The organism is Pseudomonas sp. Tof1 (assembly GCF_055390395.1).
Genome location: NZ_AP024344.1, coordinates 1,035,395 through 1,052,317 on the forward strand (window position 1 = coordinate 1,035,395; position 16,923 = coordinate 1,052,317).

Genomic DNA, 16,923 nt, shown 5'->3' on the forward strand with positions numbered 1-16,923 from the left:
TCAGGGAGAGTGTTCATGACTAAACGATTGGTTTTGTGTGCGTTGACGACAGGGCTGCTGCTGGCCGGGTGCCAGGCGGTGAATACCACCAGTGGTGGTGCCGTGGGTGTCCAGCGCCAACAATATATGTTCAGCATGTTGTCGAGCCAGGAAGTCGATCAGATGTACGCCCAGTCGTATCAGAAGACGCTGGGTGAGGCGAAGGGGTCGGGGGTGTTGGACAAGACAAGCACCAATGCCAAGCGGGTTCAGGCCATCGCCAACCGGCTGATCGCCCAGGCGCCGACATTCCGTCCGGATTCGGCCCAGTGGCAGTGGGAAGTCAATCTGATCAAGAGCGATGAACTGAACGCCAACTGCGGCCCTGGCGGCAAGATCATCTTTTACAGCGGCCTGATCGACCAGCTCAAGCTGACCGACGACGAGATCGCCGCAGTGATGGGCCATGAAATCGCCCACGCCCTGCGGGAGCATGGGCGCGAAGCGATGTCCAAGGCCTACGGGCTGGAAATGGCCAAGCAGGGTGCGGGTGCCCTGTTCGGCCTGGGCAAGGACAGCCTGGCGTTGGCCGATACCGTGGCGAACTATGGCATGACCCTGCCCAACAGTCGCGAAAACGAAAACGAGGCCGACCTGATCGGTCTGGAACTGGCGGCTCGCGCCGGCTACAACCCGAATGCGGCCATCAGCCTGTGGAACAAGATGAGCAAGGCCTCTGAAGGCGCGCCGCCGGAGTTCATGAGCACTCACCCGGCGTCCAGCAGCCGGATCGCCTCGTTGCAGGCGGCCATTCCGAAGGTCATGCCGCTGTACCAGCAGGCCCGCAAGTCCTGAGGACCGCAGAGCCTGTCCATTGCCCACGGTGGCGGGGGCTGCCCCTCGCCACCGTGGTTCCCATCAGATCCAGCCGCTGCTCTGCAGTGCCTTGTACACCGCGACGAGCGCCAGGATGAAGAACGCCGAGGCGGCCAGGCGACGGATCAGGGTCAGCGGCAGCTTGTCGGCGGCGAAGTTGCCGGCCAGCACCACCGGCACGTTGGCAATCAGCATGCCCAGGGTGGTGCCGATGATCACCAGCCACAGTTCCGGGTACTGGGCCGCCAGCATGACCGTGGCGACCTGGGTCTTGTCGCCGATCTCCGCGAGGAAGAAGGCAATAAGCGTGGTCAGGAACGGGCCGAACCGGCGGCTGGTGCTGGCTTCGTCATCGTCCATCTTGTCCGGTACCAGGGTCCACAACGCGGTGGCGGTGAAGCTCGCGGCGAGAATCCAGTGCAGGACCGCATCCGAGAAGAAACTGCCGAACCAGGCGCCTACCGCACCGGCTGCGGCATGGTTGGCCAGGGTCGCGGCGACGATACCGGCGATGATCGGCCAGGGTTTGCGAAAACGAGCTGCCAGGATGAGCGCGAGCAATTGCGTCTTGTCGCCGATTTCGGCCAAGGCAACGATTGCGGTGGGAACGAGAAGGGAATCCAGCATCAGGTTTTCCTAAGGGGCGGGTCGACACGGCTATGACACGTACAGCCTTCCCGCCCCGGGTAAGGTGTGCGTGTCATAGGTCTTGTCAAACCCCGGGCTCGTCTGTGCGAACCGTGGGTCGCATGCGCCATGGTCTGAGGACCAAGTATGTTGACGCATGCCGGACGAGCGTGGCGCTCGTGGGAGACTACTCCCCTAGGACGGAGCGGATTCTGCCTAGGCAAAACCCATTGCGCAAGCGTTTATTTTTCAGCGACGCCGGGCGCTGTAGATTCGGAAACCGTCGCCTTCGGCCTGGGTCACGCAGGGGCCCAGGTGTTCTTCGATCAGCGGCTGATAGCGTAGGAAGCTGTTGGCGACCAGGCGAAGTTCGCCGCCATTTTGCAGATGTTTACCGGCTTTTTTCAGCAGGTTCTCGCTGGCCTGATAGTCGGTGTGAACCCCGGTGTGGAACGGTGGATTGCTCAGGATCGTACTCAAACCGAGGGGGGCGGCCTCGATGCCGTCCCCGGTCAGCACTTCGCCTTCCAGACCGTTGGTCGCCAGGGTCAGGCGACTGCTGGCGGCGGCGAACGCATCGACGTCGAGCAGGATCACCTGGTTGTCCGGGTAGCGGCGTTTGACCACGGCCCCGAGCACGCCGGCACCGCAGCCGAAATCCAGCAGGGGGCCGCCAGGCAGATTGTCCAGGTGTTCGAGCAACAGGGCCGTGCCACGGTCGAGCCGGCCATGGCTGAACACACCCGGAAGGCTGACCACGGTCAGTGGGCCGTCCGTCAGGTCCAGCCGGTAATGCCTGGCCAGGCTTTCCAGCGGTTTGGCCTGCGGGGCCTCGGCGACGGTGACCTGCCACAGCTGGCAATGCCGCGCGCTGTCGAGCTTGCGCGGTTTGCCGAGTACCGACAGCTGTTTGGCCGCGCCTTCGATGCCGCCGCGTTTTTCGCCGACCAGGAACAGCTCGCCGCCAGGCAGCCGGGCGGCGACGGCATTGAGCAGGTAGTCGGCCAATTCGCGGGACTTGGGCAGGAACACCACGGCGGCGTCGAACGCCGCCTCGGGTGGGGTTACGCCAAAGTGGCTGCGTCCGGCGAAACGCGCGTCGAGCGCCGCCTGGTCACCGGCATGCCAGCACCAGCCGCGGGCATTGGGCAGGTGGCCGAGCAGGTCGTCGGCGGGCAGGCCCACCAGCAGCAGGTTGCCCTGGAAATATTCGGCCTGACGAAGCAGTACTTCACTGCGCGGATCCATGGTCTGCTCCCTGAAAAAAAGTCCGGCAGTCTATCAATTGACGACCCGCAGCGCTGCCCCGGCGAAAAAGCCCCGGGCGTTTTCCGCCAGTTGGCCGACGATGCGCTGCCGGGCTTCGCGGCTGCCCCAGGCGTTGTGCGGGGTGACGATCAGCCTCGGAATGTCGCCGGCCAGCAGCGGGTTGCCGGCGCTGGGCGGCTCGACGCTGAGCACGTCGGTCGCGGCACCGCCGAGATGACCGTTGCGCAGGGCATCGGCCAGCGCCTGCTCGTCGATCAGGCCGCCGCGGGCGGTATTCACCACGAAGGCGCTGGGCTTGAGCAGGGCCAGCTCGGTGGCGCCGATGAAGTGGCGGGTGTGTTCGTTCAACGGGCAGTGCAGGGTCAGGGCATCGACCTGCGGCAGCAATTGCGCCAGGGGGATGCGGTCGTCACGCTGCGGCCGGCCGGGAATCTGCCCCAGCAGCACGCGCATGCCGAAGGCTTCGGCCAGCCTGGCCACCGCTCCGCCCAGTTCGCCATGACCGAGCAGGCCGAGGGTCTTGCCCTGCAACTCGACGATCGGGAAGTCCAGCAGGCAGAACTGCGTCGCCTGCTGCCAGCGGCCTTCGCCCACGGCCTTCTGGTAGTCGTTCAGGCGGGTCGCCAGGGCCAGCAGCAACATCAGCGTGTGCTGGGCCACCGACGGCGTGCCATAGGCCTGGCAGTTGCTGACGGTGATCCCCTGTTTGCGGGCAGCCACCAGGTCGACGTTGTTGGTACCGGTGGCGGACACCAGGATCAGTTTCAGCTCGGGGCAGGCCGCCAGTGTCGCGGCATCCAGCGGCACCTTGTTGCTGATGGCGACGGTCGCGCCCTCCAGGTTTTCCAGCAGGTTCTGCGCCGTGGTCCGGCTGCACAGGCGCAATTCATCGAAGCAACTGCGCAGGGGGGCGAGGTCGAGATCGCCGAGGTCCAGGGACGGGTGATCGAGAAATACCGCGCGGCGAGGGTGGCTCATCAACTGTACCTTTTTTGCTGTCGGGTGAACGCGTAAGGTAGCCAGCCTAACAGATGACCTGCCCAGTGGCCTGTGTGGCTAAATTCGCATACCCCACTCCGGGCCCAGGGCTTCGCCAGACTGCGCTGCCACTCCTCGCCGTAGCCCTGCTACGACTCGTCATGGCGCCTTGTCTGGCAAACCCCTGGACCCGAACTTGAGTGTTCGAATTAACCGTACAGGCCACTCGTTACCGAGGAGTCCACCGACGTGTCCATGTACCTGACCGAATTCTTGACCGTTGCGCTGATCCACCTGCTGGCGGTGGCCAGTCCGGGGCCCGACTTTGCCGTGGTGGTAAGGGAAAGCGTGACCCACGGGCGCCGTGCCGGCACCTGGACCGCCCTGGGGGTCGGCAGCGCGATCTTCCTGCATGTCGGTTATTCGCTGCTGGGCATCGGCCTGATCGTGTCGCAGTCGATCGTGCTGTTCAACGTGCTGAAATGGCTGGCAGCAGCGTACCTGCTGTACATCGGCTTCAAGGCCCTTCGCGCCAGGCCGGCGGCAGCGGCCACCGAGGCGCTGGCCAGGGAGGCTGGCGAGCGCACGGCGCGTGGGGCCTACGTGGCGGGCTTCGTGACCAATGGCCTGAACCCGAAGGCGACGCTGTTCTTCCTGTCGTTGTTCACCGTGGTGATCAACCCCCATACCCCTTTGGCGATCCAGGCCGGCTATGGCGTCTACCTGGCTGCCGCCACCGCACTGTGGTTCTGCCTGGTGGCGCGGCTGTTCAGCCAGCCGCGGGTTCGCGCCGGCTTCGCCCGCATGGGCCACTGGTTCGACCGGACCATGGGCGCGGTGCTGATCGCCATTGGCGTGAAGCTGGCGTTCAGCGAGATGCGTTGAGTGCGCTGAACTGGTTCAGATTGGCGACGTACTCCCGCGGATTCTCCCCGAGCAGGCGGCGAAACATCGAGCTGAATGCCCGGGCACTGCCGTAGCCACAGGCCTTGGCCACCTGCTGCACGCTGTCTCCGGCCAGCAGCCGGGGCAAGGCTTCCATCAGGCGCAACTGCTGGCGCCAGGTGTTGAAGTTCATCCCCAGTTGCTGCTGGAACAGCCGGGCCAGGGTCCGGGTGCTGGCCCCGACCTGCAGGGCCCAGTCCTCCAGGGTGTTGGGGTGGGTCGGGGTCTGCAGCAGGGCCAGGCAGATCCGCTGCAGCCGACGGTCGCTGGGCATGGGAATGTGCAGCGGCAGGTTTTCCAGGGTGGCGAGTTCCTCCAGCATGAGTTGCTGGATCAGCGGATTGCCGGCCTGTTTCGACCCCTGCACCGCACGCATGATCAGTTCGCGCAGCAACGGGGTGACCGCCAGCACGCAGCAGCCCTGGAGGTTGGCCGGTGACAGCTCGGCAGCGACGAACAGCGAGCGCATGCGCACCTCGCCGCTCATGAAGATTTCGTGTTCCACCTGCGGTGGAATCCACACCGCCCGGGTCGGCGGTATGATCCAGGCCCCCTGGTCCGTCACCAGGCGCATCACGCCGCAGACCGCGTACAGCAACTGCGCTTCGGCATGCCGGTGCCGCTCCTGGTGAGCACCATCGGGGTAGTCCCGCGGGTAGGCACTGACGGGGGCGTGGAGAAAATGGCTGATCAGCATGTGCGCCAGACTCACTCTGTCCGATTCGATGACTTATATGGCAGAAATGCGTTTTATTGCCAACCTAGCATAAGGCTCCCCCCCCGACTTTCGTGAGGCGTGTCTTCATGCACCAAGCCAGAAACGTGATCCGTTACATCAATGCCGCCCATGTGATCGATCACATGTTCATGCTGATCTTTCCCGCCGCCGTGCTGGGTATGGGCGAGACCTTCGGCCTGGATTTTGCCGCGATGATCGGCCTGTCCCTTGGTGGTTTCATCGCTTTTGGCGCCTGTTCGCTGCCGGCCGGCTGGCTGGGCGATCGCTGGAGTCGACGCAGCATGATGCTGCTGTTCTTTTTCGGCATCGGTGCCGCGGCGGTGTTCACCGGCCTCACCCGCACGGCGCCGATGCTGACCCTGGGGCTGACGCTGATCGGCGTCTTCGCCGCGATCTATCACCCGGTCGGCACGGCGATGCTGGTCAGCTACGCACGCAACCGCGGCCGTGAAATCGGCATCAACGGCATGTGGGGCAACCTCGGCGTGGCATTCTCGGCGTTGATCACCGGTCTGCTGGTGGCGTACTTCGGCTGGCGCGCCGCATTCATCCTGCCCGGAGCGATCTCGATCCTGCTGGGCGTGGGCTTTGCCTTGCAGGTTCGCGAGGAGCCGATTCCGTTGACCGCCCACACCCGCCCCAAGGGTGAAAATGGCCGGCAGATCTCGATGGTCATGGTGTTCAGCGTGCTGGCGCTGGTCACCGCCACCGGTGGGGTGGTGTTCAACGCTACCACCATGACCTACCCGAAGCTGTTCCAGGAGCGCCTGCATGAGCTGTTCGCCTCGCCGCAGACTCTCGGCCTGGTGGTCAGCCTGGCCTATGCCTTCGGCGCGGTCGCGCAGTTGAGCATCGGCCGGGTGATCGACCGCGTCAGCCTCAAATGGCCCTTCGTGCTGCTGACGCTGTGCCAGGCGCCGCTGCTGTTCGGTCTGGCCCAGGTCGATGGCCTGTCGGTGCTGGTGCTGGGGCGGCGCTGATGTTCGTGGTGTTCGGCCAGGTCACGGTGAACGACGCGATGGTTGCCAACTTCGTCGCGCCGCAGTGGCAGGCGCGGGTATTTGCCCTGCGCTACTGCCTGTCCTTCGGTGCCAGCGCCACGGCGATTCCGCTGATCGCCTACCTCGAGCCGCGCCAGGGATTGACCGGGCTGTACCTGGTCCTGGCCGGGTTCGCTGCCCTGACCTTCATCGCCGCACTGGTGTTTCCCAGGACCCCGGCACAGCTGCCGGCGGCGCAGGTGGCCTGAGGTTCGCGCTGTTTCGGCGTGAATAATGTCCCCTAGCCATTATTCGCGTCCGTCTGCAAATCATCCCTTTGGCTGATTTAGAGAGTGCGCGGCGCCTCTAGAGTGCCTATCTTTAGCCACGACCGTGCAGTCAGAGAAAGGGAACTCCATGTTGCAGACACGCGTAATTCCGCCCGCCGAAGGCGCTTATCGATACCCGCTGCTGATCAAGCGGCTGCTGATGTCCGGCAGCCGCTATGAAAAGACCCGCGAAATCGTCTACCGCGACAAGGTGCGCTACAGCTATCCGACCCTGGCCGAACGGGTCGCCCGCCTGGCCAACGTGCTGACACAGGCCGGGGTCAAGGCCGGCGACACCGTGGCGGTGATGGACTGGGACAGCCATCGCTACCTGGAGTGCATGTTCGCCATTCCGATGCTGGGTGCAGTGATCCACACGATCAACGTGCGTCTGTCGCCGGAGCAGATCCTCTACACCATGAACCACGCCGATGACCGCTTCGTGCTGGTCAACAGCGAGTTCGTCGGGTTGTACCAGGCGATCGCCGGGCAACTGACTACCGTGGAGAAGACCCTGCTGCTCACCGATACCGACGCGACCACGGCCGATCTGCCGAACCTGGTCGGCGAGTACGAGCAACTGCTGGCGGCGGCCAGTCCGGTCTACGATTTCCAGGACTTCGACGAGAACTCCGTCGCCACCACCTTCTACACCACCGGCACCACCGGCAACCCCAAGGGGGTGTACTTCAGCCATCGGCAACTGGTACTGCACACCATGGGCGTGGCGACGGTCATGGGCAGTGTCGACAGCGTGCGGCTGCTGGGCACCAACGACGTGTACATGCCGATCACCCCGATGTTCCATGTGCACGCCTGGGGCCTGCCCTATGTGGCGACCATGCTCGGGCTCAAGCAGGTCTATCCCGGACGCTACGATCCGGAGTACCTGGTGGAGTTGTGGCGCCGGGAGAAGGTTACCTTTTCCCACTGCGTGCCGACCATTCTGCAGATGGTGCTCAACGCCAAGGCGGCGCAGGGCGTCGATTTCAAGGGCTGGAAGATGGTCATCGGCGGCAGCGCATTGAATCGCACGCTGTACGAGACGGCCAAGAGCCGCGGCATCCAGTTGACGGCCGCCTACGGCATGTCGGAGACCGGGCCGCTGGTGTCCTGCGCCCACCTCAACGAGGAATTGATGGCCGGCAGCGAGGACGAGCGCACCACCTACCGGATCAAGGCCGGTGTGCCGGGGCCGCTGGTCGAGGCGGCGATCATCGACGATGACGGCAACTTCCTCCCCGCCGATGGCGAAAGCCAGGGTGAGCTGGTATTGCGTGCACCGTGGCTGAGCGAAGGCTACTTCAACGAGCCGGAGAAGGGCGCCCAGCTCTGGGCCGGGGGCTGGCAGCACACCGGCGATGTCGCGACCCTGGACAGCATGGGCGTGATCGACATCCGCGACCGGATCAAGGATGTGATCAAGACCGGCGGTGAATGGGTGTCGTCCCTGGCCCTGGAGGATCTGGTCAGCCGCCATCCGGGCGTCCGCGAAGTGGCGGTGGTGGGTATCGCCGATCCGCAATGGGGCGAGCGTCCGTTTGCCTTACTGGTACTGCGCGAGGGCCATCAGCTCGATGCGCGGGAACTCAAGGAACATCTCAAGCCGTTCGTCGAGCTGGGTCACCTGAGCAAGTGGGCGATCCCAAGCCAGATCGCCGTTGTTACTGAAATTCCCAAGACCAGCGTCGGCAAGCTCGACAAGAAGCGTATCCGCCTCGATATCGTCGAATGGCAGGAGAGCAACAGCGCCTTCCTTTCCACCTTGTAATTCCTTCTCGCCACGCCCGTCCGGGCGTGGCAATCCCCGACCAAGCAAGCGCTTGCCTTGCCAAATGATTTTTTTCGGCCATGCTTGCCGAGCCGATTGTGGCGAGGCGGGTCAAAAGGCTGTGCCAGAGTGGTTGCGACTGCAAATCACACTTTAGAGGGATCAAGCAGTACTACCTGCTGGCTATAGTCCGCCCAGGGATTTTCAATAACGGAGCAGGCACGCGCTATGAACGTGCCACCTCGAACGAGACAGGAAAGCGGGATTTCCATGTGACGGGGCGTTCTTGAAAGTGCTCACTGCCATAACAATAAAGTACATGGAGTAGTGTCGATGATCTCAGTAAACCAGTTCTGGCGCCGGGCGAAGTTGCCCCTGGCCGTCAGCCTCGCCTCTACGCTCGCTGGCCCCGCATTCGGTGTCAGTTTCAACATCGGTGAAATCGAGGGCAGTTTCGACTCGTCGCTGTCGCTGGGGGCCAGTTGGTCGACCCAGAACCCCAACAAGAACCTGATTGGCGTCAACAACGGCGGCAAGGGCCTGTCGCAGACCTCCGATGACGGACACCTGAACTTCAAGGCCGGGGATACCTTCTCGAAGATCTTCAAGGGTATCCATGACCTGGAACTCAAGTACGGCGACACCGGTGTGTTCGTGCGCGGCAAGTACTGGTACGACTTCAAGCTGGAAGACGAGGACCTGAGATTCAAGAACGTCAGCAACGACAACCGCAAGGAAGGCGCCAAGTCGTCCGGCGGGCAGATTCTCGATGCCTTCGTCTACCACAACTATTCCATTGCTGACCTGCCGGGCTCCGTGCGTTTCGGCAAGCAGGTGGTGAGCTGGGGTGAGAGCACCTTCATTGGTGGCGGTATCAACTCCATCAACCCGATCGACGTGTCGGCGTTCCGTCGTCCGGGGGCCGAGATCAAGGAAGGCCTGATTCCGGTCAACATGTTCTATGTGTCCCAGACGCTCACCGACAACCTGTCAGCCGAGGCCTTCTATCAGTTGGAATGGGACCAGACGGTGACGGATAACTGTGGGACGTTCTTCTCGCAGCCCGATGTGATTTCCGATGGTTGCAAAGACAACCTGCGCCTGCTGGCCAAGCGCTCGACCATCGGTGCGGCCAGTCCAGCTGCCCTCGCAGGTTTGACTGCCAGGGGCCTGGACATCAACGAAGAGGGCACGCTGGTTCGTCGTGCCGGTGACCGCGATGCACGCGACGGCGGTCAATTCGGTGTCGCGTTCCACTATAACTATGAGCCGCTGGATACGGAGTTCGGCGCGTACTTCATGAATTACCACAGCCGTGCGCCGATCTTCAGCGCTACGGCGGCAAACCGTGCGGCGTTTCTCACCGCACCCGCATTCGGTTCACTTGCCCCGGTCTATATTGCGGGTAACTCCAGTTATTTCGTCGAGTATCCGGAGGACATTCGTCTATATGGCCTGAGCTTCTCCACCACGCTGCCTACAGGCACCGCCTGGAGCGGCGAACTGAGCTATCGTCCAAACGCTCCAGTTCAATTGAATACCACGGACATCCTGTATGCCGGCGTTACCCCGCTCACCGGTTTTGGCAATGCCTCCCCGCTGAAGGGGGTGATCGGTCAGGACCTGCACGGCTACAACCGCAAGGAAATCACTCAATTCCAGACCACGTTCACACATTTTCTTGACCAGGTCATGGGCGCGAGTCGCTTGACCCTGGTAGGAGAGGTGGGTGTGACCCATGTAGGCGGGCTTGAGAGCAAGTCCAAGGCTCGTTACGGTCGCGATCCGGTATTCGGCCCTGGCCGACTGCCGAATGGTTTCTGCGCAGCCCTCAATACTTCGACGATTGCGGGTGCTGGCGCTGGCGCGGATGGCAGCAACCGTACCTCCAACTGCGACAACGACGGCTTCACCACCGCCACCTCCTGGGGCTACCGCGCCCGGGCGATCTGGGAATACCCGGACGTTTTCGCCGGGGTCAACCTCAAGCCGAACGTGGCCTGGTCCCACGACGTGAAAGGCTACTCGCCAGGTCCTGGCGGCAACTTCGAGGAAGGTCGCAAGGCGGTCAGCCTGGGCCTCGATGCCGAGTACCAGAACACCTACACCGCGAGCCTGGCCTACACCAACTTCTTCGGCGGCGATTACAGCACGGTGGATGACCGTGACTTCGTGGCGCTGAGCGTCGGTGTGAACTTCTAAGCGGGCTGAATTTCAGGAAGAACAAGAACATGAAAATGACCAAGAATCTGTTGCAGGTCGGCGTACTCGGGCTGTCCATGCTGGCGAGCAGCGTGATGGCGGCGGTGTCGGCCGACGAAGCCGCCAAGCTCGGCACCAGCCTGACCCCGATGGGTGCGGAAATGGCCGGTAACGCGGCCGGCACCATCCCGGCCTGGAAACCGATGCCGAAGAACATCGGCAGCGTCGACAGCAAGGGTTTCCTCTCCGACCCGTATGCCAGCGAGAAACCGCTGTTCACCATCACCGCGCAGAACGTCGAGCAGTACAAGAACCAGTTGGCGCCCGGCCAGTACGCGATGATCAAGCGCTACCCGGACACCTTCAAGATGCCGGTGTATCCGTCCCACCGCGGTGCCACGGTACCGGATGACGTGTTTGCCGCGATCAGGGAGAACGCCACCAAGACCAACCTGGTCAGCGGCGGCAACGGCCTGGAGAACTTCAAGACGGCGATCCCGTTCCCGATCCCGAAAAGCGGCGTGGAAGTGATCTGGAACCACATCACCCGCTATCGCGGCGGCAGCGTGACCCGCCTGGTGACCCAGGCCACGCCCCAGGCCAACGGTTCGTTCAGCCTGGTGTACTTCCAGGACCAGTTCGTTTTCCGCGACAAGATGAAGGACTACGATCCGGCCAACCCGGGCAATATCCTGTTCTACTTCAAGCAGAAGGTGACCGCGCCGGCGCGTCTGGCCGGTGGCGTGCTGCTGGTTCACGAAACCCTCGACCAGGTCAAGGAGCCGCGTTCGGCGTGGGTCTACAACGCCGGCCAGCGTCGCGTGCGGCGTGCCCCGCAGGTGTCCTATGACGGCCCGGGTACCGCGGCCGACGGCCTGCGCACTTCCGACAACCTCGACATGTACAACGGCGCACCGGACCGCTACGACTGGAAGCTCGAAGGCAAGAAGGAGATGTACATCGCCTCCGACAGCTACAAGCTCGACGATCCGAAACTCAAGTACACCGACATCATCAAGGCCGGTCATATCAACCAGGACCTGGCTCGCTACGAGCTGCGCCGGGTCTGGCATGTGGTCGCGACCCTGAAGGAAGGCCAGCGCCACATCTATGCCAAGCGTGACTTCTACATCGACGAGGACACCTGGCAGGCGGCGGTGATCGACCACTACGACGGTCGTGGCCAACTGTGGCGCGTGGCCGAGGCCCATGCCGAGAACTACTACGACAAGCAGGTGCCGTGGTACGCCCTGGAAACCCTCTACGACCTGCAGTCCGGCCGTTACCTGGCGCTGGGCATGAAGAACGAAGAGAAGCAGGCGTATGACTTCGGCTTCACCGCCAGCACCAGTGACTTCACCCCCGCAGCATTGCGCCAGGACGGCGTTCGCTGAGGTTTTTCGTAGGACAGAGGCGCATCCTCTGTCAGAACGCCCCGACAGGTTCGGGGCGTTTTTTTGCCCGGCAAAACTGTGGCTAGATATTTCAATATGCAGGCATTTCGACACATTTACGCTAAAAAACCTTCATTGCGCTGACCATTCCCGCTAGTCTGCGCTGATGTGCCTTGCCGATAACCGCCTTTGACAAGAGCCGGCCATGACTGATCTGTTCCGTATGCCAGACCCCGTGGTCCCGGCCATACCTGCACTGGAAGGACGCTTCTACCGACCGCCGTTGCCAGAAGGGCATGTGCTGCGACCTCGTCTGTGCGAACGTCTGGGCGAGGGGCTCAATGGCCGTCTGCTGTTGATCAGTGCCCCGGCCGGTTTTGGCAAGAGTTCGCTGGCGGTGGAGTTCTGCCAGAGCCTACCCGGCCACTGGCAAAGCCTGTGGCTGGGGCTCAGTCCGCGCGACAGCGATCCGGGACGTTTCCTGGAGCGTCTGCTCGATGGCCTGCAACAGTATTTTCCCGACCTGGGTGGCCGAGCGCTGGGCCTGTTGAAAATGCGCCAGCGTCATCAGCCGTTCGCCTTCGAGGAGTGGCTGGACGGGCTGCTCGATGAGTTGGCGGTACAGCTTTCGAACAATACGCCCCTGCTGCTGGTGCTCGATGACTATCACCTGGCCCAGGGACCGGTGCTCGACCGTTGCCTGCAATTCTTTCTCAACCACCTGCCGCCGGGGCTGCTGGTGCTGGTCACCAGTCGCCAGCGACCGGAATGGCACCTGGCGCGTCTGCGCCTGTCGCGCCAATTGCTGGAACTGAGCGAACAGGACCTGCGGCTGACGCTCGGCGAGTCCATGGCGTTGTTCGACCGGCACCGCAACGCCTTGAGCGGCGAAGCCCTGCAGACCCTGATCGAGCGCAGCGAGGGCTGGGTCGCCGGTCTGCGCTTCTGGTTGCTGGCGGCACAGGCCAACGATGAGCAACTGCCCCAGGTCCTGCATGGCGGCGAGGGCCTGATTCGCGACTACCTGCTGGAGGAGGTGATCGATTTCCTGCCGGCGCACGTCCAGGCCTTTCTCTACGACACCGCTTCCCAGGAGCGTTTTTGCCGCGAGCTGTGCGATGCGATCCGCGAGTCCCATGACAGCGGGCAGATTCTCGATTACCTGCAATCGCACCAGGTCTTTCTCGTGCCGCTGGACGAGCATGGCCACTGGTTCCGCTACCACCATCTGTTTTCCGACCTGCTGCGCAGCCGCCCCGCGGCCAACGGCCTGGTCCCACCCGCCAGCCTGCATCTGCGCGCCTGCCGCTGGTTCAGCTCCCAGGGGTTGCTGGATGAAGCGGTGGAGCAGGCCTTGCGCGCCGGTCACCTGGATGTGGCGGCCAACCTGGTGCAGAACCTTTCCGAGGAGCAACTGCTGGCCGAGCAGAACGTCGGCATGCTGCTGCGCTGGAAAATGGACCTGCCCGACAGCCTGCTGACCAGTTCGCCACGCTTGATCGTGTTGTACGCCTGGGCATTGGGGCTGGCCTGTCAACTGGATGCGGCGCAGGAACTGGCCAGCAACCTGAGCAACTTCCTGCCAGCACCGTCGGCCACCGCGCAGCAGTCCATGCTGGCCCAGTGGCTGGCCCTGAGTGGCATCATCGCCCGCGGTCGCGGTGATCGTGAGCGGACCCTGGCCTATTGCGGCGAGGCCTTGCTCAGCCTGCCCCACAAGCGTTATGGGCAGCGCCTGCTGTGCCTGTCGACGCTGTCCAACCTGGCGATTGCCGAGGGCGACCTGTGGCGCGCCCGGAGCCTGAACCGGGAGTCCCTGGAACTGGCCCAGCGGGTCGGCAACCCGCTGTTCGAGGCTCTGGCCCACTATGACCGGGCGCGGGTGCTGCAGGCGCGCGGCGAAGTGCTGCGGGCACTGGAGGAGGTGCGGCAAGGCTTGCAGCGCCTGCAGGGCCTGCCCGCGCAACGGGTCTATGCGGCACGGGCGCGGCTGACGATATACGAGGGCTACCTGCTGAACCTGCGCCTGCAACCGCAGGCATCGCGCCAGCGCCTGCTGGCCGGACTGCACGAAGCACGGGCCTGTCGTGATGTCAGCGTGCTGATCGGCTATTGCGTGATCGCCTGCCAGGAAGGCCAGGGCGGCGACTTTGCCAGGGCCTTTGCCGAACTGGCCGAAGCCGAGCGGCTGATGCATGTCTGGGATGTGCCGCCGATCTACTACCTGGCGATGATCACCCTGGTCAAATGCGAGCTGTGGCTGGCCCAAGGGCGTGTCGACCTGGCCGAAGCCTGGCTCGGTCGCCTGGGGCAGACCTACACCGGCGAGCAGCCGGCCGCCGCGCCGGAGTTTCATCCCCAACTGCCGGCGCACATCGAGTTGCAGCAGGCGCAACTCGATGTGCGCCAGGGCCGACCCGAGGCGGCCCGGCAGCGCCTGGGCAGGCTGGTGGCCCAGGGGCAGGCCAGCGGGGGGCAACTGCTCAGCATCCTGGCCTGGAATCAACTGGTGGTGCTGGCGCTCGCCGAGTCGCGGGACGCCCAGGCCCGTTCGCTGTTCGCCCGGGCCATGGAGGCCGGAACCGGCGGAGCCCTGCTGCCGTTCCAGGCCCTGAGCTGCAGCCATCCGGAGTGGATGCGCGAGCAGTTGCTGGCGGGGCCGGAAACGCCCCTGCGCCAGAGTCTGCTGGGGCTGTTGCCGGCCCAGGTGGTACGTGAGCCCAGCCATCCGAGCGAACAATTGAGCGCCCGCGAGCTGGCGGTTCTGCAATTGATCGCCCAGGGCTGCTCGAACCAGGAAATCAGCGACCAGTTGTTCATCTCGCTGCACACCGTGAAAACCCACGCCAGCCACATCAACAGCAAGTTGGGCGTAGAGCGGCGCACTCAGGCCGTGGCGCGGGCCCAGGACCTGGGACTGCTGCAGTAGTTTGCGGCGTAATCCCCGTCCAGGGGGTGGCTATACGCCTTGTCTGCGCTATAACCAATAGACGTGTGATTTCCTTTGCGACGCCTGCCGCGCCGCACGTCCTGTGGTGGCCCAGAGGGCGGGAAACCTCCGGCGCCCTTCGATCATGAGTTACCAAGGAATGTCTGGGAGCAAGGAATGCGTGAAACCTCCTTCAATCCCGCTCCGGTTGTGCTGATAGTCGATGACCAGACAACCGATGCGCTTATTCTCAGTGAGTCGGTGCGGGACCTGGCACAGGTGTATGTCGCCAGCAGTGGTGAGGAAGCCTTGCGCGTGGCTCGCCAGTTTCGTCCGGATGTGGTTCTGCTGGACATAGAAATGCCCGACATGAGCGGCTTCGAAGTCTGTCGGGCACTCAAGGCCGACCCCAAGCTGTCCGACGCCGCGGTGATTTTCGTCACCTCCCATGCCCAGGCCGACTACGAGCTGCAGGCGTTGGGCTACGGGGGGATCGATTTCATCCAGAAACCCTCAACCTGCCGGTGGCCAGGGCCCATATCAACGCCCACCTGACCCTGCGCAACGAGGCCAAGCGCCTGGCCAATCATGACGCCCTCACCGGCCTGCCCAACCGCATGCTGCTGCAGGACCGGGCGGAACAGGCGCTGAAAATGGCCCGGCGCAATCACGGTCGGCTGGCGATGCTGTTGCTGGACCTGGACAACTTCAAGGCCATCAACGACTCGATGGGGCATTCGGTCGGTGATCAGATGCTCAAGTACGTGGCCACGCGGTTGTCGCTGATACTCGGCAGCATGGACACCCTCAGCCGGCAGGGTGGGGACGAGTTCATCATTCTGCTGTCGGAGGTCGACAGTTTCGAGGCGGTGGGCGATTTTGCCGAGCAGGTGCTGACCACCATTTCCAACCCCTTCTCGCTGCAAGGCAATCGCTACGACCTCAGCGCCAGTATCGGCATCGGCGTGTTTCCGGAGGACAGCGAAGACCTGGAGTCGCTCTACCGCCATGCCGACTCCGCGATGTATCAGGCCAAGCAGGCCGGACGCAATCGCTACCAGTTCTTCTCGCCGGCCATCGAAAGCGGTATGCGCGCCCGGCATCTGCTGGAACGGCATATGCGCGCCGCCATCGACGATGGGGTGTTCGAGGTTTTCTACCAGGCCAAGGTCGATGTCCGCGAGCATCGGGTGGTCGGCATGGAGGCACTGATCCGCTGGCGCGATGGTGGCGGCAATCTGGTTTCGCCCTCGGACTTCATCCCGCTGGCCGAGGAAACCGGGCTGATCATCCCCATCGGCAAATACGTGATGCTCCAGGCGTGCAAGGAGACGCGCAAACTGCACGAGCAGGGTTTTCCGGTTTGCGTCAGCGTCAACATCAGTGCCGTGCAGTTCCGCGAGTCGTCGTTCCTGGGGATGGTCAAGGACATCCTGCTCGATTCCGGGCTCGCCCCGCAGTGGCTGGAGCTGGAAATCACCGAAGGGGTGCTGGCCCGTGACACCGACAACGCCCGCGAAACCCTGATGGCGCTCAAGGCGCTGGGTGTGCACGTGGCCATCGACGATTTCGGCACCGGCTATTCGAGCCTGGCCTACCTCAAGCGTTTTCCCATCGATGTGCTGAAGATCGACCAGAGCTTCGTGCGCGACATGCTCACCGACAAGAGCGACCTGGCCATCGTCGAGGCGATCATCAAGCTGGGCCAGGCACTGGGGCTCGAGCTGGTGGCCGAGGGCGTGGAGACCTGGCAGCAGGCCGAGTTGCTGCTGGAACTGGGATGTCGGGTGATGCAGGGGTACCTGTACTGCCGGCCGGTTCCGTTTGCCCAGATACGTACCCTGCTGGCCTCCTGGTCACAGGCGACATGAGCCGTTGAGCGGCACGCCGTCACCGGCACAAGCC

Annotated in this window: 12 protein-coding genes, 1 pseudogene and 1 riboswitch; of the genes and pseudogenes, 9 read left to right on the forward strand and 4 right to left on the reverse strand. The window is 63.5% G+C overall.

What is annotated here, in order from left to right; all coding sequences use genetic code 11:
* Window positions 1-15: 15 nt before the first annotated feature.
* Window positions 16-834: a M48 family metallopeptidase gene (locus ACZ5KU_RS04720; RefSeq protein ID WP_054058555.1), complete on the forward strand. Its 819-nt coding sequence runs from the start codon at window positions 16-18 to the stop codon at window positions 832-834.
* A gap of 63 nt (window positions 835-897) precedes the next feature.
* Here ACZ5KU_RS04720 and ACZ5KU_RS04725 read toward each other — a convergent pair whose 3' ends face one another.
* From ACZ5KU_RS04725 to ACZ5KU_RS04735, 3 genes are all read right to left on the reverse strand, one after another.
* Window positions 898-1,482 (reverse strand): TMEM165/GDT1 family protein, encoded by a 585-nt coding sequence (locus tag ACZ5KU_RS04725; RefSeq protein WP_054058556.1) that lies wholly within the window; start codon window positions 1,480-1,482, stop codon window positions 898-900.
* An 87-nt stretch (window positions 1,483-1,569) separates the two neighbouring features.
* Window positions 1,570-1,691: riboswitch (yybP-ykoY riboswitch) on the reverse strand.
* A 40-nt stretch (window positions 1,692-1,731) separates the two neighbouring features.
* Entirely contained in the window at window positions 1,732-2,730 is a 999-nt protein-coding gene (locus ACZ5KU_RS04730; protein WP_054064163.1) for a class I SAM-dependent methyltransferase, read from the reverse strand.
* Window positions 2,731-2,763: 33 nt separating this feature from the next.
* Entirely contained in the window at window positions 2,764-3,729 is a 966-nt protein-coding gene (locus ACZ5KU_RS04735; protein WP_464736878.1) for a 2-hydroxyacid dehydrogenase, read from the reverse strand.
* 255 nt (window positions 3,730-3,984) lie between these two features.
* Between ACZ5KU_RS04735 and ACZ5KU_RS04740 the strand changes: the two genes are divergently transcribed.
* On the forward strand, window positions 3,985-4,614 hold the full coding sequence (locus ACZ5KU_RS04740; protein ID WP_416773426.1) for a LysE family translocator: 630 nt from the start codon (window positions 3,985-3,987) through the stop codon (window positions 4,612-4,614).
* Here ACZ5KU_RS04740 and ACZ5KU_RS04745 read toward each other — a convergent pair.
* A complete protein-coding gene (locus ACZ5KU_RS04745; protein WP_464736879.1) occupies window positions 4,598-5,371 on the reverse strand; it encodes an AraC family transcriptional regulator in 774 nt (257 codons plus the stop codon). The genes ACZ5KU_RS04740 and ACZ5KU_RS04745 overlap by 17 nt on opposite strands.
* Window positions 5,372-5,478: 107 nt before the next feature.
* Between ACZ5KU_RS04745 and ACZ5KU_RS04750 the strand changes: the two are divergent.
* The 7 genes and pseudogenes from ACZ5KU_RS04750 to ACZ5KU_RS04780 all read left to right on the forward strand — a co-directional run bounded on the left by ACZ5KU_RS04750 (window position 5,479) and on the right by ACZ5KU_RS04780 (window position 16,889).
* Window positions 5,479-6,662 (forward strand): annotated as a pseudogene (locus ACZ5KU_RS04750) (MFS transporter).
* 148 nt (window positions 6,663-6,810) lie between these two features.
* The gene (locus tag ACZ5KU_RS04755; protein WP_416771834.1) at window positions 6,811-8,493 is read left to right on the forward strand and encodes a fatty acid--CoA ligase; all 1,683 of its coding nucleotides are present in this window, start codon (window positions 6,811-6,813) and stop codon (window positions 8,491-8,493) included.
* 333 nt (window positions 8,494-8,826) lie between these two features.
* Window positions 8,827-10,695: a DUF1302 domain-containing protein gene (locus ACZ5KU_RS04760; protein WP_416771835.1), complete on the forward strand. Its 1,869-nt coding sequence runs from the start codon at window positions 8,827-8,829 to the stop codon at window positions 10,693-10,695.
* A 29-nt stretch (window positions 10,696-10,724) separates the two neighbouring features.
* Complete coding sequence (locus tag ACZ5KU_RS04765) at window positions 10,725-12,089, forward strand: DUF1329 domain-containing protein (protein ID WP_054061455.1); 1,365 nt, start codon at window positions 10,725-10,727, stop codon at window positions 12,087-12,089.
* A 205-nt stretch (window positions 12,090-12,294) separates the two neighbouring features.
* Window positions 12,295-15,018, forward strand: coding sequence for a LuxR C-terminal-related transcriptional regulator (locus tag ACZ5KU_RS04770; RefSeq protein ID WP_464736880.1), 2,724 nt, complete (start codon window positions 12,295-12,297; stop codon window positions 15,016-15,018).
* A 177-nt stretch (window positions 15,019-15,195) separates the two neighbouring features.
* On the forward strand, window positions 15,196-15,573 hold the full coding sequence (locus ACZ5KU_RS04775) for a response regulator (protein ID WP_464736881.1): 378 nt from the start codon (window positions 15,196-15,198) through the stop codon (window positions 15,571-15,573).
* Window positions 15,543-16,889, forward strand: a complete 1,347-nt coding sequence (locus tag ACZ5KU_RS04780; RefSeq protein WP_464736882.1) for a putative bifunctional diguanylate cyclase/phosphodiesterase — start codon at window positions 15,543-15,545, stop codon at window positions 16,887-16,889. Before ACZ5KU_RS04775 ends, ACZ5KU_RS04780 begins: the two co-directional genes overlap by 31 nt.
* The last annotated feature ends 34 nt before the right edge of the window (window positions 16,890-16,923 follow it).